Origin of the sequence: Spirosoma oryzicola, assembly GCF_021233055.1 — a bacterium.
GTDB classification, from domain to species: domain Bacteria; phylum Bacteroidota; class Bacteroidia; order Cytophagales; family Spirosomataceae; genus Spirosoma; species Spirosoma oryzicola.
Map to the genome: position 1 here is coordinate 3,643,247 of NZ_CP089538.1, position 25,557 is coordinate 3,668,803.

The following is a 25,557-nucleotide window of genomic DNA, read 5'->3' on the forward strand; positions in this document are numbered from 1 at the left end:
TACTCTTTCTCCGATACCTATCAAACAAAATGGGTCAACCCGGCTAGGCTGACCCATTTGATTGTTTAAAAGATAATCTGGTTAGGGCTTCGATGAGCCAGCGCGCGCAGGTGGCGCACTTGCAGCGGCAGTAGCCATTGGATTACCTTCTTTGTCCAGCTCGACCAGCTCGTAACCGAGTCGCTCCAGACCCGGTTTGACCAGCTCTTTGTTACCCACTACGGTAATAACCATGTTGTTCAGCGGTAACCGTTTTTTTGCAATCGCGTCAATCTGCGCTTTTGTAATCGTACGAAGTATTTCGTTCTGTTGCTCCGTAAAGTTTTTAGGCAGGTTGTAGTCAATCACACGACCCAGGAAATACGCTTTTTGCAGCGACGTTTCGTAACGCAAGGCATCGACTTGTCCGAGCGAACTCTTCACAAACGCCAGTTCCTGATCCGTAATACCCGATTTGCTGTAGTTGGTTATTTCTTTGATGAACTCAACTACCGAACTGTCTGTGGCAGCTGCTTTTACGCCAGCCTGTGCGGTAAATGGTCCCGGCGTATGCGTACTCGAAAAGCCCGAACGCGCCCCATACGTATACCCTTTGTCTTCGCGCAGGTTCATGTTGATCCGGCTGTTGAAGGCTCCGCCCAGCATGTAATTGGCTAATCCGCTCCGGTAATAATCGCCGGTGGCGTCGTAAGGCATATCCGTCAGATAGCCAATCCGAATTTCGGACTGAGCCGCTTTTTCCTTGTCGATCAGGTAGATGCGGGTCTTGTCAATTTTCCGGTTGGACGCGGCTTTGGGTACGTTTACGGGTTTAGCCGCCCACTTGTTGAGGAAAGCCAGTTTCGGCACGATGGAAGCCTGTTCAACGTCGCCCACAACAACTAGATTCGTTACCGACGGCGAGAAATACTTGGCGTAGAACGCTTTCACGTCATCCAGCGTAATGGCTTCGACGGTTTTCGCTGTACCGCTCACGGGAACGGCCCGAATGTTATCCGTTCCGTAAATCAGTTTGTTGTAAGCCTTGTTGGCAATCACAACCGGCTGGGTGCTTTGGTTAGCGATCAACTCCAGTTGCTGCTTTTTCAACCGCTCGAAATCATCCGGTGCGAACTTGGGCCGGAACAATTTTTCTTCCACCAATGCCAGTGTCGAATCCAAATTCTTGGTCAGTGACTCAACCGAAACGTTAATTTCTTCGCTGCCAGCCCGAATGTCGACGCTACTACCGAGCTTTTCCAGTTTCGTGTTTAGCTGCTCGTTCGAGTAATTCTGCGTTGCTTCGTTCATCAACGCAGCGGTCAGTTGCGCAATACCCGCTTTTGCCGGATCGTTCGCCGATAGCAGGTGTCCCCCTTTGATCGAGAATAGCAGCGTTACAGCCGGAATTTCTTCATTACGGGTACCAATCATTTTCAGACCATTCGCCAGTTTATCGGTCCAGAAAGGCGGCACTTTCAGCGCGGGGTTCGGGCCGGGACCGGGTTTTACCTTCCGGTCAAAGCCATCTTTCGGCTTCGTGTACGTCAGCCCCGCGTAGCCATAATCGGGTGCTTTGTAATCGGCGGTCGAAATGGTATAGTTGTCGGGCTTAGCCACGATTTCAGGTTTTCCTTTCGGATACACCGTCAGAATGACCGCGTTTTTACCTTTGATGTATTGGTTATAGACCCGCATCACATCCGCTTTCGTGACCGATTTATACCGTTTCAATTCCTGCGGGAGGTAATTCGGGTTGTTTAAATACGTCTGGAAGGCTGCTAACTGCGACACCTTTCCGGCTACACTCGACAAACCGTCGATCAATTGAGCCTCACGCGTTGCGGTAAACTGGGCAATGTCGTCGTCGGTAACACCCCGTTTTTCGAACTCAGTCAACGTTCGCCGGATCAGCGCTTCGGTGCTATCCAGCCGTTTATCCGGAAAAGGCAGCACGGTCATAGTGAACTGCCCCGCCAGTTCCGTTGCCGGGTGCGATGCGTTAGCCTGCACGGCCAACTGCGATTTCACGAAGTTTTTGTAGAACAGCGAGTTTTTACCACCGCCCAGAATTTCGGCCAGTGCGTCGAGTGGTGCTTCGTCGGGGTGGTAGTTTGGTACGGTTGGTAAAACAACCTGTAACATCGGGAAGCGGATGTTATCTTCATAAGACACGTAGCGGTCTTTGTCGAGGATCGCGGCTGGCACCTGCGTTTTGGTCACTTCGGGACCGCGCGGGATAGATCCGAAATATTTTTCGGCCAAAGCCACCACTTGTTTTGTGTTCACGTCGCCACCAATGGTCAGGACGGCGTTGTTGGGGCCATACCAGCGTAGAAAGAAGTTTTTCAGGTCATTGACATTAACCCGGTTCAGGTCTTCGATGTAGCCGATGGTCAGCCACGAATACGGGTGACCGTACGGAAACAAATTTTTAGCGGTGTATTCGCTGGCCAGTCCATAAGGCCGGTTATCGTAATTTTGGCCCCGCTCGTTTTTAACCGTTGCCCGCTGAATTTCGAATTTTTTCTGGGTTACGGCGTCGAGCAGAAAGCCCATCCGGTCGGCTTCGAGCCACAAAGCCCGTTCCAGCTGATTGCTGGGTAGCGTTTCGTAATAATTTGTCCGGTCGCGGTTGGTCGAACCGTTCAGTGTTCCGCCCGATTCAGTAACGATTTTGAAATGCTCGTCGTCAGCAACGTGATCGGAACCTTGGAACATCATGTGCTCGAAAAAGTGAGCAAAACCTGATTTACCGATTTCTTCACGGGCCGACCCAACGTGGTACGTCACATCGACGTGAACGATGGGGTCCGAGTGGTCTTCATGCACCACGAGCGTTAATCCGTTCGGCAATACGTATTTTTCGTACGGAATAAGGATCTCTTTACCCTGGCGAGTTACTTTCTCGACCAGCTTAGTTTGTGGATATGCGGTGTTTACCGTAGCCAGAGCCAACACAGCCGCCAGGTAAACCGGGATTTTTCTCATAATGATATACGGACAGTCTAAGGTAGCAAGTTACGCAGATTACGACGGAAATGTGGGCCGCTTATCACGGTGTTTCTCCGGTTATCACGGAAAGCGAGTAGATTGATCGACCTGAGCAGTAACCGAACGTGCAACCATACCCAATCAGGAAGACAATCTACACCCGATTTAGCCCAGTTCAAGCGCCGGTTTTTACACTTCAGACACCAGACGGATGACGATGCATTGATACGTAGCGAACTTTGACGATTCCACTTCACAACCGGTTTTGTTTTCACACCTATGCCGCAATGAACGCCAACGGATATATTGACAGGCAAGGTTTTCACTTGCACTACTCCATCGAAGGAAAAGGCCGACCCGCGCTGGTAATCGGGAGTTCAATCTATTACCCAAGAACGTTCGTCGATACCATTCGGGATCAGCTGCAACTAATCTTTGTCGATCACCGTGGTTTCGTAGCTCCTCCCGAGGGTGAATTATCCCATGATGCATTCACAATGGATACGCTGCTGGAGGATATTGAGGCCGTCCGGGAAACGTTGCAACTAGCGCATTTTGTGATTATCGGTCATTCCGGGCACGCATTCCTGGCGCTTGAGTACGCCAAAAAATACCCGCAGTCCGTAGCACACGTGGTGATGATCGGCGTCAGTCCCGACTACAGTGCGGCTACCCATCAGGCTACGGCGGCTTTTTTCGAGCAGGAAGCGTCCCCGGACCGCAAAGCGGCCTTTGCCCAGAGCATGGCTCAGTTACCGGCAAAACTGGTCCGTGATCCGCAAAACCGGTTTGTCGATTATTGCGTATGTGCTGGTCCGCAAAGCTGGTTCGATTACACGTTCGACGCCACCCCACTGTGGGCAGGTGTTTACACGAATAGCCAGGTGTTCGACTACGTATGGGGTGTTGTCTTTCGGGACATTGACATTACTTCGGGACTAGCGATTTTTGATAAACCCGTGTATGTAGCGCTAGGTAAATACGATTTTCTTACCGGGCCACCTTCCTTGTGGGACCGCGTAAGCCATCTATTCAAAAACCTCACCATCAAGCTATTCGAGCACAGTTCCCATACTCCGCAACTGGAAGAATCCGCTCTTTTTAACGAAGACCTACTTGCCTGGATCGGTAGGCAACCGGTCACGTATTGATTTTATGGATCACGCACTCAACGCGCTCGTTCGCCGGAATTTTATTGATAAAGCCGCTTACTTCGCCCAACATCTGCCGGGCATGAACGTCGTTGATACCAATGCGTATACAATCGTTGATTGCGGATTACCGAGCGACACGTTTAACGTCATTGTTCCTAAAACAACGGATCTAATTGCCCTGACCGACCTCTTTGAGAACGGGGTAAGTGAGTTCACGCGAAAGCGGTTTCCGATGTCGCTCTGGTGCTGGGAAGAACTATACACAGCCGAACTGGCTATCCTGATTCACCATTACGAACTGACGGGTGACGAAACCAACGTAGCCATGTGGCTGAACTTGCGGACGCGATCAATTAAACAGCCTTGCCCCTCCGATCTGCTTATCCGACCCGTTCAAGCACCCGCCGATTACAACCAATTTGCCTATGTCCTCGCTGACCTATTTGGCGACTCTCCGGAAGCCGACCAAATCAGACTGTACTACCAGCGGGTCAGCCAACTTCACTTACCAGACCAGCCTATCCAGCTTTACATAGGCGAATACAACGGTCAGGTTGTTGCGACAGGTACTTTATTCGTAACCGACGAATCCGCCGGAATCTATGATATTGCCACCCGGCCAGCCTGGCGGAAACGCGGTTTTGGGTCCCGGATGTTCGAGCGATTATTGTGGGAAGCAAACCAGCAATCGGCCAGTCAAGTCGTTTTACAGGCGTCGGCCGACGGACTGACTATTTATAAACACGCTGGGTTTTCAGAGGTAGGTACCGTACAGGTTTGGGGAAACCAGCATCCAATTATTGGCTAGCTCGTTTACTATTTACGATTAGAATAAATTAAAAAATATAAGCCTTCAAATACGGCTGAATGCGCCATTGCCATTTACTAATGCGGGCAGTGTAGTTCCCTATATAGTTGAAATTCAGCACTTGTCTACTATTTTAGTATTTTAATTTTGTTTACTGAATAATTTACTACTTTCATTCCCCGCATAGTTCAATCTTCCTAATCGCTTAAACACATGAAACGTGTCAGTTTTAAAATTAATATTCCTATTCGCTACCGACAGGCATCGATTCTGGTTGTTGAAGACAGTGACGACGAATGGTTTGTGATTCGTTGGGCCTTCCTGCAAAACTGGCCAGGCGTTAAAGTTGTCCGGACGACCAACATGACGGATACCATGACGTACCTGGCTTCCTGCTTCGAAAAAAACCACGGCCTACCCGATCTGATTCTCCTTGATTTGTACTTACCTGACCGGGAAGACGGTTGGGCTTTACTCGAAAGCATAAAAGTAGACTGTTTTTATCGACGCGTACCGGTAGTCATGATCAGCAACTCCACGCTTCAGGAAGATATCGAGCAATCCTACTACCTACACAGCAATTCCTACATTGTTAAGCCCACGACTTACCAGGGATGGGGCAAAACAATTAAGGAGTTTCGGCATTACTGGACAAAGTCGGTTGCCTTGCCCGAGGCAACCCTGTAAACAACCGCAGCGGCCCTTCCATCGAAGGGCCGCTGCGGTTACGGACCGAAAAATCTATTTCAAATCAAAAGACATTATTGCTTCGGGCTGGTTATGGTATCGTTAACGGATCACCAACCCAACATACTACCTAGATGTCTTTTTATTCAGCCCGCCCTGAAGATCTTTTTTTTGACGCTGCCCGCAAAGGTGACGTCGCCTACATCAAACAACTACTCGACGCCAACACGGAGGTGAATATACAGGATGGACGCGGGTTCACCCCCCTAACCATTGCCGCCTACGACGGCCACGCCGAAGTCACAAAGATGCTGCTCGACGCGGGCGCTGATCCAAACGTGCAGGACGTTAGCGGGAACACGGCTCTGATGGGAATCTCGTTTAAGGGTTATCCGGAAATTGCCCGTATGCTCATTGACAAAGGCGCAGACCTGGATTTGCAGAACGGAAACGGCGGCACCGCTCTGATGTTTGCTACCATGTTTGGCCGAAATCAACTGGTAAAGCTGCTGCTCGAATACGGGGCCGACACCTCACTGCGGGACATTCGCAACATGACGGCGTTTGATCTGGCCGTTCAGCAGGGTAATGAAGAAGCTCTGCAATTGTTTCAGCAAATCAATCACAGAGCTTCGGAATAAACGCTTATTTACCGCCGGGTCGGCTGGGGCGTACCTCGATTTTGCTGGGTAACGTCCGGGCAGGCATCCGGATCAGATCGACAACCAGCTGACCGATATCTTCCGGCTGAATTTTCCAGGCGTCTTTTTCGCTCGGCTGGTGGTTGTCAAAATAAGTTGCTACCGAACCGGGCATGATCGTCGTTACTTTGATCCCATCGCTCCGTAGATCAAGCATAATAGCCTGCGAAAAACCAACCAGTCCAAACTTACTGGCGTTGTAAGCGGCTCCTTTCTCGAAGAAATTTGTCCCGGCCAGACTGGCAATCGTAATGAAATAGCCTTCGGTTTCTTTCAGAGCGGCCAGACTGGCTTTGGCACTATAGAAAACACCCGTCAGGTTGATGTCGATGGTTTCCTGCCATTGCTCAGGGGTCATTTCCTGAACAGGCGCAAAATGCCCGACACCGGCGTTCGCAATCACGTAATCCAGCCGGTTCCACTGCTTCAGTACGGTTTCCACGGCGTTCTGCTGTGAAGCCAGATCCCGCACGTCGGCTACGATACCGATAGCCGCTCCCGCCCTGATTTGATTCAGCGAATCGGCAGCCGCCTGGATGCTTTCTTCGGACCGACCCGTAATCGCTACGTTAACGCCTTGATGGATTAGCGCTTCAGCAACGCCATAACCAATTCCCTTTGAGCCGCCTGTTATCAGTGCGGTCTTTGTACTATCTGCCATAAGTAAATGAAGTTATACACTATCTCGGCAATAACTCGGGAGTCGATTCGAAGGTTTTAGGGTTCCTGCGGTCGTCAAATCAATTCTGGACGACATCCCAAACCAAAATGCTGAGTAGTTTTACGCCTTACTCACCTATTGACTACGGATCAGCTTTCTTATTCCCGCTCGAATGCGTACTTGTTTCTTTTTAGTTATCTTCTTCGTTGCTACGGCGGCATTCTCCCAAACCGTGAATTCGTCCTCGTCGGGGCCCTCCGAAAAACTATTTGCTTCACCGCCTTCGTCCTCCGGTATCCGCTGCTGGTGGTGGTGGCTCAACGGCAACGTCACCAAAGAAGCCATCACCCGCGATCTGGAAGCGATGAAAGCCAAAGGATTCAGCGGGGCCTGCCTGTTCGACGCGGGTGGCGCGGAGCAACGGGGTAACGCCCAGGTACCCGAAGGACCGATGTTTGGATCACCAGCCTGGCGCGAACTGTATCGGCACGCCGTGAACGAAGCCAACCGGCTCGGGCTGGTATTGAGCATGAGTATTCAAAGCGGCTGGAACCTCGGCGGACCCGACATCACCCCTGCCGAAGCGGCTAAGCAACTAACCTGGTCGGAGGTAACCGTAAAAGGTCCCATGACGTACCGGCAAGCGCTGTCGCAGCCAGCGACCAAGGAAGGCTACTACCGCGATATTACCGTGCTGGCATTCCCGAAAGCGGCTACGGCTCACGCACCCATAAAAGACCTACAGGCCAAAGCTGGAACCATTGAGTTGGGCGGTTCTGCCCCCGACACGCGTTTCCTCCTGACCGACGATGCGGGAGCCCCAAACGAAGCCGCTATCTCACCCCAGACTATCCAGAATCTGACGGCCAAAATGAATGCACAAGGTGTTTTGGAATGGCAGGTTCCAGCGGGCGAATGGGTTATCATGCGCTTTGGCTACACGCCCACCGGGGCGGAGGTATCGACATCAAGCGGAAAATGGCAGGGCCGCGTTCTCGACCCGCTGACCGCAAAGACGTTTAATCGCTACTGGGACACGCACGTTGAACCGCTCTTGAAAATGATTGGACCGATGGCGGGAAAAACCCTCAAATACCTGCAAACTGACAGCTGGGAAGCAGGCGGCTGCAACTGGACCGAAACGTTCGCGCAGGAATTCCGCAAACGGCGTGGCTACGACATCTTTCCTTATCTGCCGGTCGTAGCCGGAAAGCTCGTCGGAAGCCGCGATGTCAGCAACCGATTTCTAGCCGATCTGCGCAAAACCATCAGCGACTGCGTCGCCGACAATCATTACGCGGTCTTTGCCGAACGCTCACACCGCTACGGTATCGGTCTGCAACCCGAATCAGCCGGTCCGCACGCGGGTCCTTTCGACGGACTGAAAAACTACGGCTACAGCGAGATCATGATGAGCGAGTTCTGGTCGCCATCGCCCCACCGCCCTACGCCGGTCAACCGTTTTTTTGTGAAGCAGGCCGCCAGTGCCGCCCATATTTACAACAAGCCACTGGTCGGTGCCGAATCGTTTACAACCATCGGTCCGCACTGGAACGACGTTATCTGGTCGGCCATGAAATCGAGCGCCGACCACGAATTTTGCGCGGGTCTGAATCTGATTTACCTCCACACGTTCACCTGCTCACCGAGAGAGATGGGCTTACCCGGTCAGGAATATTTTGCCGGAACGCATTTTAACCCCAACGTAACGTGGTGGAATTTATCGGACGGATTCATCCAATACCTGAGCCGCTGTCAGTACATGCTTCAACAAGGGCAGTCCGTATCCGATGTGCTATATTACTACGGCGATCACGTTCCGAACATTGCGCGTCAGAAAGCCGACGACCCTGGTCATGCGTTGCCCGAATTTGACTATGATGTCGTTAACGAAGACCGGTTGCTAGCGTTAAGTGTAAAAAATGGGCGAATTATGCTTCCGCACGGTCTTTCGTACCGGGTTCTGGTATTGCCCGATCATCGGGTGCTGTCATTAGCCGCGTTGCGCAAAGTAGCCCAACTGGTACAGGCTGGTGCCACCGTAGTCGGTTCAAAACCAAAGTCCACGGTAAGTTTAGTAGGCTATCCAGCCAGCGAGAACGAGTTGAAACGACTTAGTGACCAGCTATGGGGAACAGGCGAGTCGACAGTGGGCGAACATAAAATCGGCTATGGGCGAGTGATCTGGGGTAAAACAGCCCGTGAAGTGTTGCTAGCCGATGGCGTTAAACCCGATGCGGAACTGACCGGTATTGCTGGACAAGTGTTCGATTATTTCCACAAAACCCTGAATGGCGACGACTATTATTTTATCAGCAATCAAAATTCGGTTGCCACGCAGTTGAACGCGACCTTTCGGGTAGCCGGTCGCCAGCCCGAACTCTGGGACCCTGTGAGTGGGCAAGTACGACCCGCAACGGTTTTTCGTCAACAAGACGGTCGGATCAGTTTACCGCTGGATATGACACCGTACGGCTCTGTTTTTGTGGTTTTCCGAAAAGCCATTTCAGCAACGAAACAGAGTACACTCACCCAGCGCAATGATCCAGTCTACAAACCGATCTCAACACTGTCGGGTCCGTGGCAGGTAACGTTCGACTCCAACTGGCTAAGCCCTAAAAGTCAATCGTCCGTGACGTTCGATACCCTGGTCAGTTGGACCGACCGGCCCGAAGAAAGCATTCGTTTTTATTCCGGTACGGCTACCTATCGTAAAACGTTCGACGCCCCTAACCAAACTACGGATTCGCTCTACCTTGACCTGGGTGATATTCAGGATGTGGGTATAGCACGGGTACGGCTCAACGGACATGATTTAGGGATTGTCTGGACGCCACCGTTTCGCGTATCAGTGGGCAAATGGCTTAAACCAACGGGAAATCAGTTAGACATCGACGTGGTCAACTCCTGGCGAAACCGGCTCATCGGTGACCGCGAGAAACCGAAAGAGCAGCGACTCACCCAGACCAACATTACGATAAAGCCCGACTGGAAACTTCAACCGTCTGGACTACTCGGCCCCGTACGACTTATGTCAGCTACCCGGCCTTAACTGATCCGTGGAGTCGGCGGGGCCGTGGAGTCGGTTTTGAGAAACCGCGCGGGCGGCCCCGCTGAAACCACGGCCTTGCCGATACTACTATCAAGAAACCGATACCATTTTTAAAATATTTTAATATATTCTCGGTTGGTTTGATGGTCTTCCCTGAAATAGCGTCCTTTGCCGGGAATAGCTCCTAAATTGTCTGTAGTATTGCCCATGAAGCGTTTGTCATTTCCCGCAGTGACCACGGCCCTACTGGCTTTGGTTTGTCTTTCAGCCCACACACGCCTTATTGACCCACCGCCCCTTTACAAGAACGCATCAGCGCCCATTGAGAGCCGGGTGCGCGATCTGCTCAAACGCATGACGACGCAGGAAAAGGTCGGGCAGCTTTCTACGTTGCTGGGCTGGGAAATGTACGACAAACGGGGCGACTCCGTACAGGTCAGTGAGAAATTCAAGAAAGCGGTAAACGAACAGCAAATTGGCATGTTGTGGGCGACGCTGCGGGCTGACCCCTGGACGCAGAAAACCCTGACCACCGGGCTGAATCCGGCGCAGGCGGCCCTGGCGACCAACGCCATTCAAAAGTACGTTATCGAAAATACCCGCTTAGGCATTCCGATGATGCTGGCCGAAGAATGTCCGCACGGGCACATGGCGATTGGCACCACGGTTTTCCCTACCGCACTCGGCCAGGGAAGCACCTGGAACCCGTCCCTGATTCAGCAAATGGCGAGTACCATTGCCCGAGAAGCCCGTTTGCAGGGCGCTCATGTGGGCTACGGCCCCGTACTTGATCTGGCCCGCGAACCACGCTGGTCGCGCGTAGAGGAAACCTACGGCGAAGACCCTGTTCTGAACGGGCAAATGGGCATAGCGATGGTAAAAGGCTTTCAGGGTACAAGTATCAAGAGCGGAAGCAACATCATCTCGACGCTTAAGCATTTTACGGCCTACGGCGTTCCCGAAGGTGGTCACAACGGAGGTAGCGTAAGCCCCGGTCCGCGTGAACTGGCTCAGGTCTATCTGCCCCCATTTCGGGATGCGGTCAAAGCCGGAGCATTGTCCATCATGACGGCGTACAATTCCATCGATGGTATTCCTTGTTCGGCCAACCCTTATTTGCTGAAAACAGTACTGCGCGATCAGTGGCACTTCAACGGATACGTTGTGTCGGATTTGAGCAGCATTTCGGGACTGATGAGTAATCACCGCGTAGCAGCGACCCCCGCCGATGCGGCTGCCTTAGCCATCAATGCGGGGCTGGACTCTGACCTGAGTGGTTACGGATTCGGAAAAGCACTTCAGGAAGCCGTTGACAAAGGAGCCGTCAGTACTGCGGTCCTGGATACCGCCGTCAGCCGGGTTTTGCGGATGAAATTTGCGATGGGGTTGTTCGAATCACCCTACGTTAGTTCAGAAAAAGCCCGCTCGGAAGTCCGAACAGCCAGTCATGTTGCGCTGGCCCGGCAGGTAGCCCGCGAGTCGATCACGTTGTTAAAAAATAAAGACAACGCATTGCCGCTTGCCAAAACGCTTAAACGCATTGCAGTGATTGGGCCAAATGCCGATAACGTGTACAACCAGTTGGGTGACTACACGGCTCCGCAAGCTGAGGGGGCGGTAGTAACGGTGTTGCAGGGTATTCGCAATAAGCTGGGTGCTAACGCTCAAATCAATTACGTAAAAGGCTGTAGCATTCGCGATACCGCAACCAATTCAATTGCCGATGCCGTTGCCGCAGCTAAGCAGGCCGAAGTAGCCGTTGTGGTACTGGGAGGCTCCAGCGCCCGCGATTTTAAAACGGAATACCAAAACACGGGCGCGGCCAAAGTATCGGCAACGTCGGTGAGCGATATGGAAAGTGGCGAGGGCTTCGACCGCGTTAGCCTTGATCTGATGGGCAAGCAACTGGAATTACTACAGGCCGTTATGAAAACCGGAACACCCGTGGTGCTGGTGCTGATCAAGGGGCGACCGCTTAATTTGAACTGGCCTGCGGCTAACGTACCTGCTATTGTCGATGCCTGGTACCCCGGTCAGGAAGGCGGGAACGCCATTGCCGATGTGCTGTTCGGTGACTATAATCCAGCGGGGCGGCTCACCATATCGGTTCCCAAATCGGTTGGGCAGTTACCCATTTACTACAACTACAAGAATCCGGCCCGTCACGATTACGTCGAAATGGACGCCAAGCCGCTGTTTCCATTTGGGTACGGATTAAGCTATTCAACTTTCGATTACAGCGGTCTGCAAGTACAGGCAACACCCACGGCCAGCGATGTGCAGGTAAACGTTTCATTTACGTTAAAAAACCAAAGCAATCGGGATGGCGATGAGGTCGTTCAACTCTACATCAGTGACCGGTCGAGTTCGGTCGTGAGTCCAGCTAAACAACTCAAAAAATTCGCGCGTGTTCACCTGAAAGCAGGTGAACAAAAAACCCTGACCTTCCAGCTGCGCGCCGAAGACCTGATGCTGTTAAATCCTGCTATGCAGTGGGTAGCTGAAAAAGGCACGTTTTCCCTCCTGGTCGGCGCATCGTCCGACGATATCCGGCTAAAACAGGATTTTCAGCTTGCCAAAGATATTCCGGTTCGTCCGTGATAAGATAACCCCTAAAAACGAATGCCATATCTTGGAGATATGGCATTCGTTTTTAGGGGTTATCTTAAACTGATCGCTTAAGGCTGTCCGGCCAGCACTTCGGCCAATTTCTTACCCAGGGCGTCACCCCGAACGTTTTTAGCGACAATCTTGCCATCGGGACCAATCAGGAAGTTCTGCGGAATTGCCCGGATGCCGTACTGTTTAGCCACTTCGTTATCCCAGAATTTCAGGTCCGACACCTGCGTCCAGGTCAAATTATCTTTGTGGATCGCCTTCAACCAGGCTTCCTTCGCGTTGGGCCGATCCAGCGATACGCCGAGTACTGTAAAATTTTTGGTTTTGTACTCGTTGTAATTTTTAACCACGTTCGGGTTTTCGGCCCGGCAGGGACCGCACCAGCTTGCCCAGAAATCGACCAGTACGTATTTGCCCTTAAAATCGTGCAAAGCAACGGCATTACCTGATGTGTCGGCCTGGGTAAAATCGGGAGCGAGTTCGCCGACCGACGTAGCTTTGATCCGGTTGAGTACGGCCGTGTATTCCTGTCCGGCTTTGCTGTTTTTAACCCCTTCTGCCAAGCCATCGAATACCGGTTTAACATCACCGTATTCTGGCGCATAACCGCCGAACGACTTCAATGCGTCTAGGCTAACCAGACTTTGCGGCATCGATTTGATAAACTGAGCATACACCGTTTTTTGCTCGGCTTCAATAGCTTCGTAGCGCTTATCCAGCGATTCTTCGAATTCTTTTTTACTTCGCTGTTCGGCGGTAGCTGAGCGATATTCCTGCATCAGCTTTTCCATTTTTTCGTTCGTTGCCTTCAGGGCTGTTTCGAGCTTCTGATTATCGGCGTTGAGCGACGTTCCGCTGACGACGGCGTTTTTGAGCGAGTCGGGGCTAACGACCTTTACCGTACCCGGTTCCAGATAGACACTCATGGATGGCGTCGGGCTGGTTCTGCTCAATCCTTTTCCGCGCTTATCAACGAGCAGTATACCCTTGACCGGGTTCTCGACCGATCCTTTGAACTCAAATTTACCGTCTTGAATCGTCGTTGAATCGAGCTTTACCGTGCTACCTGCCATGTAACGCAAGTAGGCTTTTGCCGGAGCCTTTACAGTTCCCAATTGGCCTTGTATCGTATACGATCCGCTTTGGGCCCATAGCAACGACGGCAACATCGTCAAGGCAAGGGAGGCTAGTTTTTTCATAGTGTACAGAAGTTTAGCGAATTAAGCGATAAAAGCGCTTATCGTGGCAGAAAAGGCTTTTTTTTTCGTATTCGGTGATCAATCGTTTCGTCCTCCCAAACCGCTTATCCTCAAAATACACTGGATTATCAGCCACTTCGCTCATTAGGCGAATACAAACAAAACGGTAGCCTGGCTACCAATAACTTGCGGCTTTAACGCAACCACTCCTTTTTATGAAACAGCTCTTCTTGGCCATAAGTCTGCTGGTTAGCTCGCTTCTATCGGCTCAGGCTCAGATCGACACGATCAATACCAACACGCTGAAATTGAACGTGTCGGCATTTAAAGAAAGCAAACGATCCTACGCAGTCTTTTTCGAAGACAGCACCGGCAAACGGCTTACATCGGCTGATATTTGGGATCGGACCATTCGCTTCTCGAAATCGGCTACCGGACAAAAAACATACGTGTTCGACTGGAAGTGGTTTTCGAAGGACTCACTGATTGGTCATGTAACGACAACCGGTCTGCTGCCGTCGCTGGCTCCGCTCACGCACGATGCAACCTATGCCAAGCGGGGCGCCCGAAACTTTGTCTTCAACCACAACATTGTTACGATACCGACAGCGAGCCGACGCACGGCCAAAGACAGCACGTTTAAGGTTGTGCTGAATCCACCGGCCTTCGCATTTCCGATGGATTTAGAAATTCTACCACTGCTACCCGTCAAAAAAGTAGGGCAGGAATTTGCGCTTGCTTTCTACGAACCCGGTTCACCCACATCCAACTATTACCGGCTAACGGTGACGGGTAAAGAAGACCTGCCCGTTGGTGGCAATGCGAAAGTCAATTGCTGGCTCTTGAAAATTGATTACGGTCAGCAGGGTGCTTACGCTACGTTCTGGATCTCGGACCAATCCCGCGAAGTGCTTAAAATGCGGGAATATTTTCGGGGTCGCTACCGCTACAAAGTAAAACTGTTTTAACGCCTAGGCTGGCTGCTGATCGACGCTATTGGGTTCCGGCGGGTGCTGACGGAAGATTTCTTCGAGTCGCTTAAACAACTCCGGATGCTTTTCCTGAAGCAAATCGGGACGTTTGAAAAAGTACTCGGACACGACGGCAAAAAACTCAGCGTCATTCGTGATGCCATACGGGTTGATGTCCGAGTGATTGTCTTTTATTTGGCGAATGTTTTCGTGAATCAGTTGCAACCAGGGCTTGATGTGACTTTTTTCGAGCAGGTATTCCGGCAATCCGTCCGTAGCGCCGTCGGCTTTGTCGAGGAGGTGTACAAACTCATGGATGCCCGTATTGCCCTTACTGGTTTCGTTGGCAAATCCGTCGCGCAGAGCCGGTTTAGAGAGCACCATTGTACTCTGTAACGCGCCCCCTTCCCCAACCATTCCCAGAATATTTCGTCCATCGCCGGTCGTTTGATAATCCGCGTTGAACCGATCCTCGTAAAGCAATACATCCGTTAAAGGATACGACCAGTCGCCAAACCCGAAAATTGGAATGATCGCGCTACTGGCAACGAGTACCCGGTCCAGATCATCGACGGTTGTGCCAACACCTTCGATTTTCGTATGATTGAGGAAGTGATTGACCCGGTTCTCGAACAGCGTCTTTTTGTCGCTGCTTAGTGATCGATAGTAGGCAACATGCTCTTCCAGCAGTTGCGGATACGTGGGTGGCAAAGGTACCGCGTCTATGGCCTTTTGCTGCTGATACCGCCAGATGAGCCAGCCAATAAAAAGAACAACGATACTAATCAGAACAATCATGGATGAATGGCTTTGCTAAGGTTATAATTTCTGAATATGAATGGCTACTTTCGATTGAACGTGGATCAACACCTGAATCCCGTCGGGTCGAACCGCTATGGTCTGCGGTACAAGCCGAAACGATTGAATACCGAGGTCTGTTTTTTTGCCCGGACCTTTTTCGAATGCTTCGTTTATTTTCTTTGGTAACTGTTCAATTTCGCTTCCCATCGGAATCACCAGCATTCGCTCCATCAACTTGCGCAACCCCTTGTGGACAACGGTATTCGAAAATTTAGACAAAGCATTATCGGTTTGAGCATCGAAATCCAGGTCCTTGACGTGCAGTGTTTTTGTTAGCGTATCAAAGACAGGGCGGCCCCGTAGATACAGTGTCCCATCCACAAGCCCGTTTACTTCTGTTTTAACAATAACTGTCCGCTGGCCTCCGTATACCGAGGCTTTATTAATGGTCAGTGTGCCCAGCGCCACCTTTTTCGGTTCTTTTGACAAGATGCGACTCAGCATCCGGTTGATGTCGGCATACGGGATAAAACCCACAACGCGTAAATCAGCGATCTGCGAGACGGTATCTCGCTTCTGCAACTGCGGCAGAGGCACCAGCGGCTGTACGGGTTCCTCCGATTTCAGGTCCGTTCTGGTTTCGAAGGCTATCCGCAAATGCGTGGTTATCTGCTTAGTATTGCCCGTGATCGGGCTTGCGGCAACGCTGATCGGCTTGGGTATCAGCCAAAGACCGTACTCTTTCTCCAGCAACAACGGCTTTTGAATATCCTGCCAGACCGGCTTTACCATGGCGTCGAGTCGCAGGTCTTCGTAAACCGCTGTGTCGATAGCTTTCTCGATGGAAGTACGATGGTTGTCGAGTATCCGCTGCGCAAAGTTGGTCAACGAGATTTCTTTGCCAAACAAACGAATCTCGGGTTCACTGATCCACTGGTAATCAGTGAATTTAACGTTGCTGGCGAGTCGCCAGTTGGGAGTTACGCGCAACGGGCTCTGAAAGTTGACCTGCAAGGCGCAGAATGGTTTCTGCGGTGATGTGTCGCTGGCACCAAACGGCTGGATCAGCCATATCTGCAATGGAGCCGAAAAACGAATTTGCTGATCAACGTACTGAATATGAACAGGCCCCGAACGTTCTATTCTGAATGAGAAGATACCGCCTTTTGTCTTTTTACCGACCAATACGGGGTCAAGCTCCTTGTTGATCTTTTTTTCCAGTTCCGTCAACTGAAAGGTTATAGGGCCGGCCAGATACGAAATTTGAGACGGAATTGGCGGATCAAAGCCGTCGGCTTTCGGCGGCTCGGTTTCTACCTGCTGACACTGGCTTGTAAACAGCACCACTGCCAGCGCAATAGGCAACTGGATTCGTCGTAATAATTTCATCAATAGTGTAGTGGTCTATCGTCTGTTTCGCGGGAACGTACAGAACCGATTTTGGGCAACTTTACTAGCAATAACTTCACGGCTTTTGAGTTGTTTCCTTACCGGGTCATCGGGCGCTGACAACAGCCCGAGCAGACAAACTTTTGCTGGGGAAAAGCGCTTCGCTACCGGAACGGCGAACACATTCTGCCTGACGGATTTAATCGGTAACTTTGTGCAAACACGCTAGCCAATGGCAGAAGACATACCACAGGGTGACCCTACTCTCCTAAAAGAATTGATCCATTATCCAATGCCGTTTGGAAAATACAAGGGTAAGCTGATTCGCGAATTACCCATGTCTTACCTGGAATGGTTTGCGCAGACCGGGTTTCCGGCGGGTAAGCTGGGCATGTTGTTACAGACCATGTACGAAATCAGGCTGAACGGATTAGACTACTTACTACGGAATTTAGACCAATAACCCCTTTGCCGCTATACAGGCCAGCGGTCCGCGTTACTTGCCTACAGTTCGTCGATGCCCGTTGAGGGTCGCGTTCGAAAAATCGATAAAAATGAACAGATTGAGAACTCACTCAGCGCTTCAGTTCTTTTCCAGCTTTTTCAGCTCGTTCTGAATATACGCTTTTGAGAGCCAGTTCGTACCAATCATTACGCCTTCAATGTTGCGGGTTTGGCTAATGTCTTTTAACGGGTTACCATTGAGCAAAACCAGGTCGGACACATTGCCCGGTCTGACAACGCCCGAATTGGGCTTGTTCAGGTAAGAAGCGACGTTGACCGTGCCGGTACGCAGCACCTCATAAGGTGTTAATCCGGCGTCAACAAGGTATTTCATTTCGTGATGAATCGAGAATCCCGGCACATTAAATACTTGGGGGGCATCAGAACCCAGCAGCAGTTCGACACCGTTTTTCTGACATTCGCGGATTATTTTCCGGCGAACCTGAATCAGTTTTTCGGCCCGCTCTTTCGAAAAGTTCGGGTTATTGTTGTAACTGTTTTTCGCATTGACCCAGCTTTTAATCTGATCGGGGTTCATGTATTTCATTTCAGGGTCGTCGGTAAACGTTTCTGCCGGAAGCGGAGAAAGCCAGCGCTCGGCGAGTGCTTGCGTGGGCACAACCCGGATACGGCTGTTGCGCAGGCCCGTAACTAGTTTTGGCAACATGGATTCGCTGGTGCGGTCAGCAATCCAGGCCCCAAACAAGCCGGTTTCCTGTTCGGCCAGCGTGTCGATACCCGGCGTAAGGGCTTCAATGAATCCATCCAGGTGATCAATGGACGAGTAATGAGCATCGATAGCGCGCCAAACGCCGACGTTGAACGACACGTGTCCGACGAACGGAATACCCACTTCGTGCGCGGTTTTGGCAATAGCCGGAAACGTTTCTTTGGTCAGGCCGGGGTGTAATTTCAGAAAATCGTAGCCAGCCGCTTTTTGCTCACGGACCATCTCAGCACCCCGTTGCGCCGTTTTTACGGTTTGCCCATTAAACGAAGGTCCGGTGGCGTAAAAATGGGGTCCCAGGATTTCACCACTGTTGATTTTGCTGCGTAGTTCGAGATGCTTCGGATGGCCGAGCATGCCCCGAATTGTTGTGATGCCGTTCGCCAGATAAAGCGTCAGCACTTCTTTCATGGGTTCAAGGTCGTCGATGGGCGGAACGTGCGCGTGAATCTCGGCCCAGCCAGGCATGAGGTATTTGCCTTTAGCCTCAACGATTAATGCATCTTTACTGAATTTGATCGTACCCGCATTGCCCAATGCCGTTATCGTACCAGCCTTCACCACAACCGTCTGGTTTTCCAGGACCCGCTCCTGATCCATCGGTATTACATTGACCGACCGAAATACGATTTCACGATTACGGACAGGCTCCTGGGCGAATAGGCGGGTACCAGCAACCAGTAGCAAAGAAATAAGCACCAGAACAGAAAGAGCACGCATACAATTTTCGTTGTTTACGGTTTATAAATCAGACCAACTAGTACTCTGAGCATCAATCCTATTTGGGTAACAGCTACGCGTAAATGTATTTAATTCATTTCTACTACCGATGAAAATCAAAGCAATTATTACCGGCGCTACGGGTATGGTGGGCGAAGGCGTCCTGCACGAATGCTTACAGCATCCCGACGTTGAACAAGTGTTGGTTATCAACCGAAAGCCCGGTGGCGTATCGCATGCCAAACTCCGCGAGATTGTTCATAACGATTTCTTTGATCTGAAAGCAATTGAAAGCCAACTAACGGGTTATAATGCCTGCTTTTTCTGCCTCGGTGTCTCGTCGGTCGGGATGGATAATGATGAGTACAAGCACCTGACTTACGATCTGACAATGAACGTAGCGCAGTTGCTGGCAACGCAAAATCCGGCCATGACGTTTTGTTATGTTTCGGGTGCCGGAACCGATAGTACCGAGCAAGGTCGGCTCGCCTGGGCGCGGGTAAAAGGAGCCACCGAAAATGCGCTGATGCGACTCTTCAGCAATGCGTATATGTTTCGTCCCGGTTTTATGAAGCCTACGCCCGGCCTGAAAAATGTGAAAAGCTACTATAAATTCATTGCCTGGTTGTACCCCATTGGTCGGGCGCTTTATCCGGCAGGTTTTTCAACCCTACAGGAACTCGGTCTGGCCATGATCAAATCCGCAACGCAAGGTTACGAGAAGCGGATTCTGGAAGTGAAAGACATTGTTGCTTTAGCCAAGCGTTAGTGTTTTGATCGACAGGATCACTTATTTCGTTACCGTCACAACCGGCGGATTTTTCTGCTGGCTGGCAAACTGCCGGAGGTAGGTAAACCACGCATCGCTAGACGTAATCCGTTCTGCTTTGTCCCAGGCACCGCCGGTGTAATAGGTAATCGTTTCGCCGGACTTAGTACTGAGTTTAGCTAAGCCATGTTGGTATTTACGCATCATTGGAACCGACGCTTTCGGGAATACGCATCCCACTCCGATTGTTCCATCATTGCCATGTGTAGGCTCCCAGTAGGCCAAAACACCCGTTTTTTCGTCGAGCAACAGCGGACTCTCCTCGGGCCGTAGCGTGATACCGGCGACCATTGGCAATGGCTGGCGAGCCGTATGAACAACATGCACCTGTACTTTGCTCAACTGCGACCCCGCATCCAGCGAAATTGTTTTGCTTTCGTTTACCCTGATACCGTTGAAGGTATAGGGATCGTATTTTACCCGGAAAGTTGAACGCAGTGGGCCATTGTCCAGAATTTCCCAGGAGCGGTAATTATGAATGTACTGAATGGAATCGTTCAGGAAAACGCCGATGTCGCCCGCACCCAGCGTCAGCCCAACGTGGTAATAATCCAGTCCCTCGCCGTGGTCTTTGTGGTAATCGTTTTGCTTATACCACCTATCAAGAATCAGCTTGTCGGTGCGTTTGGCCCAGATGTCGGAACCGTAGGCGTTGTCGGACCGTCCGTTGAGGGCCGCCCCGTAGATGCGGAACGCCACCCGGTCATTCTCCCAGGCAAAGTCGTCGTAGCGTTCGGGAACGTACCGGCAATAGGTTTTAGCCTCAACATGGGCTGGTTTTCCGCGCCGTAGCATCAGTTGAATCGCTTGCTTTGGCCCGATAGACACCTGAACTAGCAGGTTCTGAATGGCCTTCTGACCGTGGTGTTCCAACTGATAAGCGACTTCGTTTCCGTTCTGAACAACCTGCAATTGAGCCGTATCGACCTGCGGATACACCTTTTGTACGGTTGCCCAGGGAATCTCAACGACGGTTTGAGAGAGGGAGGTATTGCCTGGATTGGTGATTTTCAGGGTAGCCTGTTGCCCTATTGCCTTTGCGGCAAAACCGGTCAACATACCTAGTAGCAAACAAAATCGCATTGTCGTACAAGTGAGTGATCGCGCAAAAACTCCGTTCGTCCGTTCGATGTCGTCAGCTAGTTTCCAGTTGACGATACGGTTGGCAAATTCAGTCGGGTAAGACCCGGATGTTTGTATAAAATCACGGGAAGGCGTCGATCTACTTGTTTCTGCGGACAGGGAGGACAGCTCCGCCTGGAATAAAATAGCCTTCCCGAGTGAGTAGCAAGCACATCGGGAAGGCTATGTTCTTATTTTACCTTGGAAAACTTGGCACCGAACAGGAAGATAACAGCGTAGCAGATAATGGGCAGATAATACGCTCCGGCTACATCTTTATCGGCAATCTGACCCATCAGCGGAGGGAAAAGCGCACCACCAACCACGCCCATCACAATAAACGAAGAAGCCTGTTGCGTTTGCGCGCCCATTCCTTTCAGACCCAGGCTGAAAATGGTCGGGAACATAATGCTGAAAAAGAAATTGAGCATCAGCAGAGCGACGAACGACGGCCAGCCAAAGCTCTGCGCAATGATTACGCACATCGCAATATTGGCTAAGGCAAAAGCGGCCAGCAGTTTGTTCGGTGCAATAAACTGCATCAGGTACGTTCCAACAAACCGGCCGATCATCATCATCACCATGCTCAGGGCAAAGTAATACGATGCCTGCTCGGCAGCGAAGCCCATTTTCTCGACCCCGTAATTGATAAAAAACGCCCACGTGCCACCCTGAGCTGCCGTGTTGAACAACTGCGCAATAACCGCCCACACAAAGTGCGTACGTGAAAACAGACTCCTAGGCTGCTGAACGTCGGCGGGTGTCGTTGGCACCGCGTACGCGTCAGCCTCCGCTTCAATGGCATGGGCATCCTGAACCGGCGGAACCTTCACAAACGAGAACGCAATGGCGATACTCAGGATAACCGAACCGATAATGATGTAAAGCATCTTCACCGACTCCAGGTCATTGGAGTGCTCCTGGCCACCCCGCAGAATGAAATACCCACCGATGAGGGGTCCGATTACCGCGCCCAATCCGTTGAACGACTGTGCGAAGTTAATCCGCTGATCGCTGGTCCGCTGATCGCCCAAACCGGCCACAAACGGGTGCGCTACCGCTTCGAGCGTAGCCAGTCCACAGGCTAGAATAAACAAGGCAACCCGGAAAAAGCCGAATGACTCGGCATTGGCTGCCGGTATAAACAGAAATGCGCCAATGGCGTACAAACCGAGCCCAAACAAGACCCCATTTTTGTAGCCGAACCGCTTCATGAACAGGCCAGCGGGTATGCCCATTACGGCGTACGCGCCGAAAATCGAGAACTGAACCAGTCCGGATTCTGCTTTCGACACGTGCAGTACATTCTGGAAATGTCGATTCAACACGTCACCCATCGTAATCGCAATGCCCCAGAGCATGAACAAGGACGTGACGAAAACAAGGGTAACAAGGTATTTTTTTTCAGTAAAGGCAGCTTTAGGCTTGCCTGAGATCGTTGTTGCCTGCATGCAGTTGGGTTAATTAAACGGGCGTATCGAGCGTTGCCAGTTGGACGACTGGTTCGCTCGGCTACACTTGTAAAAAAGAGTTTTCAGGACCAAATTACCGCTTTCAGCGATAATTTACAGCTTTTGAACAACCCAAACCCGTTATTTTAACTTCCTCGCTCAAAGCAAGTCTATCGCTATCCAATTCGCGTAACTCCTAAAAGGCTAATCTTCACGTCCTTCTTTCCGGTTAGCATCGGCCATCCGGACTATCTTGGGCGTAAATTTCGCCAGAACCGATACCAGATCGTGCTGGGCATTAATGACGGTTTCAATGTCTTTGTAGACCATCGGAGCCTCGTCCAGATCACCCCCGATCAACTGCACATCGGCTTGCTGGAGGGCTTTATTCCATTCCGAACGCGTAATGCGGGCAAAGGCTTGCGTACGTGACATTAATCGACCCGCTCCGTGCGACGCCGAATTCAGTGAATCCGCATTCCCTCGTCCGCGCACCACGAAACCGGGCTGCGTCATTGATCCCGGAATGATGCCTAGCACATCCTGTCCGGCGGGAGTAGCTCCTTTTCGGTGAACAATCACCTCGCGACCGTCCGGAAGTTGCTCTTTCCAGGCAAAATTGTGGTGGTTTTCGACCATAGTCAGTGGCGTTTGACCGAGCGCTTTCGCCAGTTTTCGATGGATCTCGTGGTGATTAGCCGATGCGTATTCGCCCGCCAGATTCATGGCAATCCAATACTCCTGCCCTTCTTCGGTATTCAGATCGAGCCACGCCAGATGAGCCGCCTGCTTCGGAAGCCGGGTACGCTGCATCGCCAGCTTCGAGTAATAATTGGCGACGTTCCCACCGAACCCACGTGATCCCGAATGAGATAACAAGGCCAGATACTCACCCGGCGGCAGATTCAGCTGGTCATCGTTGGTGTACACCTCTACGATACCCCATTCGACAAAGTGATTACCCGTACCGGAGCTTCCCAATTGCCGATATGCTTTGTCCTTTAAATCACGAATTACTTTGGTGGCTCGCCACTGGGGTAAGTCCATCACACTCTCATCGATCTTCTGGCGGGTTTCGCCCCCCATACCGAATTTGGTTTGCTCGACCAGCGATTTTTTCAACAAGTCCGGTTCTCGGTTTAAAAACGCGGGTGGCAGATCGAACACCGACAGGCACATTCGGCAGGCAATATCGACACCGACCGCGTACGGAATAACGGTATTGGCATCCGTGGCAAGGACTCCACCAATGGGCAATCCATATCCCTGGTGTGCGTCGGGCATCAGCGCACCAGCGACTGAAACAGGTAAGCTAGCGGCTGTTCCCATTTGTACCAAAGCGCCTTCTTCGATCTGCTCACGCCCAAACACGGCATACGGCAGTGATTCGGTGCGTAAGGCAAAGTCTCGTTCGGTCTGCTTCTCGCTAGCGTCTGACACGTACGGAGCCGGTTCAGGAGGCAGGTAGGTCGCCCCCGTCTCACTAAGCGGCACGGGGATACCCCGCTTGTTTAGCTCATAGACAGAGCGAGCTAGATTCGTGACTTTGTTGCTCGAGTAAGCGTATTTTTTGGGATGTTGCAGCATCTGCGCCAGCAGACCCATCACCTTTTCTTTCGGGTAGTTGGCCCGTTGTACCAGCCCGTTGGCTACGCGCAAAAAGGATGCGTGTAACTCGTCGGGAATTGGAGCCAGTTTAAGGATGTCGTCAAGTGTGATTGGTATTGTTATTGGCGTTTTCATGAGCAATTATGCGGACATCCTGTCCGCTGTAAAGTAATTAACTGAGCGGACAGGATGTCCGCGTTAGGATTAGCGGGACCGAACGAACAGCTGTTTTAATTGATCAACCATCGAGCCACCGTTGGACACCGAAATTGAATTGATCTTGTCCGCGATTTTCTCCACGTATTCCATTTCTTTTAACTTCCAAAGCATCTCATTGTCTTCCATTAGTTTGGCAGTGTTCAGTAAACTCCGGGTTGATGCAGTCATTTCGCGACCTATGGTGTGGTTAGCCGACGTTTTTTTACAGGCCAAAGGTTAAGGGCTACTGCGCAGTGTTTTTGCGCAGTTCAGAAAATTTTTCCATTTTTCTGAAAATTGATTAACCCGATGCCTGCCAATCGCAATGCGCTTGTTCGCTATAAAACGTTAGATGCTTGTCTGCGCAACCGCCAGCGAAAATGGACGCTCGACGACCTGATCGAAACGGTATCGGAAGCACTTTACGAATACGAAGGGCTTGACAAAGGCATTAGCCGACGTACCGTTCAGGCAGATCTGCAACTCATGCGGAGCGATAAACTAGGCTATTTCGCGCCCATCGTTGTCATTGACAAAAAGTATTATACCTACGCGGACCCAGCATACAGCATTACCAACATTCCGCTGTCGGACGGTGATCTATCGCGCATGAACGAAGCGGTTGAAGTCTTGAAGCAATTCAAAGGGTTTTCTCATTTCACAGCCCTCAACGAAGTCGTGCAGAAGCTGGAAGATTACGTGTACTCGACAGCGCAGAAATCGATCCCGGTGATTGATTTCGAGAAAAACGATTCCCTGAAAGGACTTCATTTTCTGGATGACTTATACCAAGCCGTCGTTCAGAAGCAGGCCGTTCGCATACAATACCAATCCTTCTCAGCCCGGTTACCGAATACATTCGTGTTTCACGTCTGGTGGCTAAAAGAATTTAAGAACCGCTGGTTTGCGGTGGGTATGCGCGACGGGAAAAAGAACCTTATGCATCTGGCGCTGGACCGGATGCTGACCGTTGATGGGGCACCTGATACGGATTACACACCCAATCAACACATTGACCCGGAACTGTACTACCAGGATGTGATCGGCGTATCGGTCAGTGAAAATATGCGGGCGATCGTCGTAAAACTCTTTGTTACGCGAATACATGCACCTTACGTCGAAACAAAGCCGCTTCATCACTCTCAGCAGATTGTTGAGCGAATGGCCGATGGGATTGTCATCCAGCTCAAGGTGCAGCACAACTTTGAGCTGGAAAAGGAAATTCTGGGATTTGGCGAAGGCGTGCAAGTGCTCGGCCCCGAACGACTCCGCCGAATTATTCAGCGCCGTTTGCATGCTGGACTAAACGCTTACGAACCGGTAAACGAGACACCATTAGCCGGAGAACAGTGATGCCTTTTGCATCGTATCGTACTGTTCGCA

20 protein-coding genes are annotated in these 25,557 nt (G+C 51.2%); 10 read left to right on the forward strand and 10 right to left on the reverse strand.

All coding sequences use genetic code 11. The annotated features are described in order from the left end of the window. Window positions 1–81: 81 nt before the first annotated feature. Window positions 82–2,970, reverse strand: coding sequence for a M16 family metallopeptidase (locus LQ777_RS15460; RefSeq protein WP_232558830.1), 2,889 nt, complete (start codon window positions 2,968–2,970; stop codon window positions 82–84). Window positions 2,971–3,260: 290 nt separating this feature from the next. Between LQ777_RS15460 and LQ777_RS15465 the strand changes: the two genes are divergently transcribed. The 4 genes from LQ777_RS15465 to LQ777_RS15480 all read left to right on the forward strand — a co-directional run bounded on the left by LQ777_RS15465 (window position 3,261) and on the right by LQ777_RS15480 (window position 6,263). After that, the gene (locus LQ777_RS15465; protein ID WP_232558831.1) at window positions 3,261–4,124 is read left to right on the forward strand and encodes an alpha/beta fold hydrolase; all 864 of its coding nucleotides are present in this window, start codon (window positions 3,261–3,263) and stop codon (window positions 4,122–4,124) included. 4 nt (window positions 4,125–4,128) lie between these two features. Continuing rightward, complete coding sequence (locus LQ777_RS15470; protein ID WP_232558832.1) at window positions 4,129–4,935, forward strand: GNAT family N-acetyltransferase; 807 nt, start codon at window positions 4,129–4,131, stop codon at window positions 4,933–4,935. A gap of 213 nt (window positions 4,936–5,148) precedes the next feature. Then, window positions 5,149–5,622, forward strand: coding sequence for a response regulator (locus tag LQ777_RS15475; RefSeq protein ID WP_232558833.1), 474 nt, complete (start codon window positions 5,149–5,151; stop codon window positions 5,620–5,622). A gap of 134 nt (window positions 5,623–5,756) precedes the next feature. Beyond that, window positions 5,757–6,263 carry an ankyrin repeat domain-containing protein gene (locus tag LQ777_RS15480; protein ID WP_232558834.1) on the forward strand — a complete coding sequence of 169 codons (507 nt, stop codon included), beginning with the start codon at window positions 5,757–5,759 and terminating at the stop codon, window positions 6,261–6,263. A gap of 4 nt (window positions 6,264–6,267) precedes the next feature. Here LQ777_RS15480 and LQ777_RS15485 read toward each other — a convergent pair whose 3' ends face one another. Continuing rightward, a complete protein-coding gene (locus tag LQ777_RS15485; RefSeq protein ID WP_232558835.1) occupies window positions 6,268–6,984 on the reverse strand; it encodes an SDR family oxidoreductase in 717 nt (238 codons plus the stop codon). 172 nt (window positions 6,985–7,156) lie between these two features. Between LQ777_RS15485 and LQ777_RS15490 the strand changes: the two genes are divergently transcribed. After that, the gene (locus tag LQ777_RS15490) at window positions 7,157–10,036 is read left to right on the forward strand and encodes a glycosyl hydrolase (protein WP_232558836.1); all 2,880 of its coding nucleotides are present in this window, start codon (window positions 7,157–7,159) and stop codon (window positions 10,034–10,036) included. 207 nt (window positions 10,037–10,243) lie between these two features. After that, window positions 10,244–12,637, forward strand: coding sequence for a glycoside hydrolase family 3 N-terminal domain-containing protein (locus LQ777_RS15495; RefSeq protein WP_232558837.1), 2,394 nt, complete (start codon window positions 10,244–10,246; stop codon window positions 12,635–12,637). A gap of 77 nt (window positions 12,638–12,714) precedes the next feature. Here LQ777_RS15495 and LQ777_RS15500 read toward each other — a convergent pair whose 3' ends face one another. Continuing rightward, window positions 12,715–13,854, reverse strand: a complete 1,140-nt coding sequence (locus tag LQ777_RS15500) for a TlpA disulfide reductase family protein (protein WP_232558838.1) — start codon at window positions 13,852–13,854, stop codon at window positions 12,715–12,717. Window positions 13,855–14,069: 215 nt separating this feature from the next. Between LQ777_RS15500 and LQ777_RS15505 the strand changes: the two genes are divergently transcribed. Next, window positions 14,070–14,822: a hypothetical protein gene (locus LQ777_RS15505; protein WP_232558839.1), complete on the forward strand. Its 753-nt coding sequence runs from the start codon at window positions 14,070–14,072 to the stop codon at window positions 14,820–14,822. A gap of 3 nt (window positions 14,823–14,825) precedes the next feature. Here the strand turns inward: LQ777_RS15505 and LQ777_RS15510 are convergent, their stop codons facing one another. Beyond that, window positions 14,826–15,623, reverse strand: coding sequence for a M90 family metallopeptidase (locus LQ777_RS15510; RefSeq protein WP_232558840.1), 798 nt, complete (start codon window positions 15,621–15,623; stop codon window positions 14,826–14,828). Window positions 15,624–15,644: 21 nt separating this feature from the next. After that, entirely contained in the window at window positions 15,645–17,015 is a 1,371-nt protein-coding gene (locus tag LQ777_RS15515) for a DUF4403 family protein (RefSeq protein ID WP_232558841.1), read from the reverse strand. 232 nt (window positions 17,016–17,247) lie between these two features. On the opposite strand from LQ777_RS15515, the gene LQ777_RS15520 reads away from it, so the two are divergent. After that, the gene (locus LQ777_RS15520) at window positions 17,248–17,478 is read left to right on the forward strand and encodes a DUF3820 family protein (protein WP_232558842.1); all 231 of its coding nucleotides are present in this window, start codon (window positions 17,248–17,250) and stop codon (window positions 17,476–17,478) included. A 120-nt stretch (window positions 17,479–17,598) separates the two neighbouring features. On the opposite strand, the gene LQ777_RS15525 is transcribed toward LQ777_RS15520, so the two are convergent. Continuing rightward, on the reverse strand, window positions 17,599–18,966 hold the full coding sequence (locus LQ777_RS15525; protein WP_232558843.1) for an amidohydrolase family protein: 1,368 nt from the start codon (window positions 18,964–18,966) through the stop codon (window positions 17,599–17,601). A 109-nt stretch (window positions 18,967–19,075) separates the two neighbouring features. Here LQ777_RS15525 and LQ777_RS15530 point away from each other — a divergent pair, with 109 nt between their 5' ends. Continuing rightward, window positions 19,076–19,735: an NAD-dependent epimerase/dehydratase family protein gene (locus LQ777_RS15530; RefSeq protein ID WP_232558844.1), complete on the forward strand. Its 660-nt coding sequence runs from the start codon at window positions 19,076–19,078 to the stop codon at window positions 19,733–19,735. Window positions 19,736–19,756: 21 nt separating this feature from the next. On the opposite strand, the gene LQ777_RS15535 is transcribed toward LQ777_RS15530, so the two are convergent. From LQ777_RS15535 to LQ777_RS15550, 4 genes are all read right to left on the reverse strand, one after another. Continuing rightward, the gene (locus LQ777_RS15535) at window positions 19,757–20,878 is read right to left on the reverse strand and encodes a DUF4861 family protein (RefSeq protein WP_232558845.1); all 1,122 of its coding nucleotides are present in this window, start codon (window positions 20,876–20,878) and stop codon (window positions 19,757–19,759) included. Window positions 20,879–21,108: 230 nt separating this feature from the next. Next, window positions 21,109–22,368, reverse strand: a complete 1,260-nt coding sequence (fucP, locus tag LQ777_RS15540) for an L-fucose:H+ symporter permease (RefSeq protein WP_232558846.1) — start codon at window positions 22,366–22,368, stop codon at window positions 21,109–21,111. A 204-nt stretch (window positions 22,369–22,572) separates the two neighbouring features. Beyond that, a complete protein-coding gene (locus LQ777_RS15545) occupies window positions 22,573–24,111 on the reverse strand; it encodes an RtcB family protein (protein WP_232558847.1) in 1,539 nt (512 codons plus the stop codon). Between the two features lie 69 nt (window positions 24,112–24,180). Beyond that, on the reverse strand, window positions 24,181–24,363 hold the full coding sequence (locus LQ777_RS15550; protein WP_232558848.1) for an SPFH domain-containing protein: 183 nt from the start codon (window positions 24,361–24,363) through the stop codon (window positions 24,181–24,183). Window positions 24,364–24,483: 120 nt separating this feature from the next. On the opposite strand from LQ777_RS15550, the gene LQ777_RS15555 reads away from it, so the two are divergent. Then, window positions 24,484–25,527: a helix-turn-helix transcriptional regulator gene (locus LQ777_RS15555; RefSeq protein WP_232558849.1), complete on the forward strand. Its 1,044-nt coding sequence runs from the start codon at window positions 24,484–24,486 to the stop codon at window positions 25,525–25,527. Window positions 25,528–25,557: the final 30 nt, after the last annotated feature.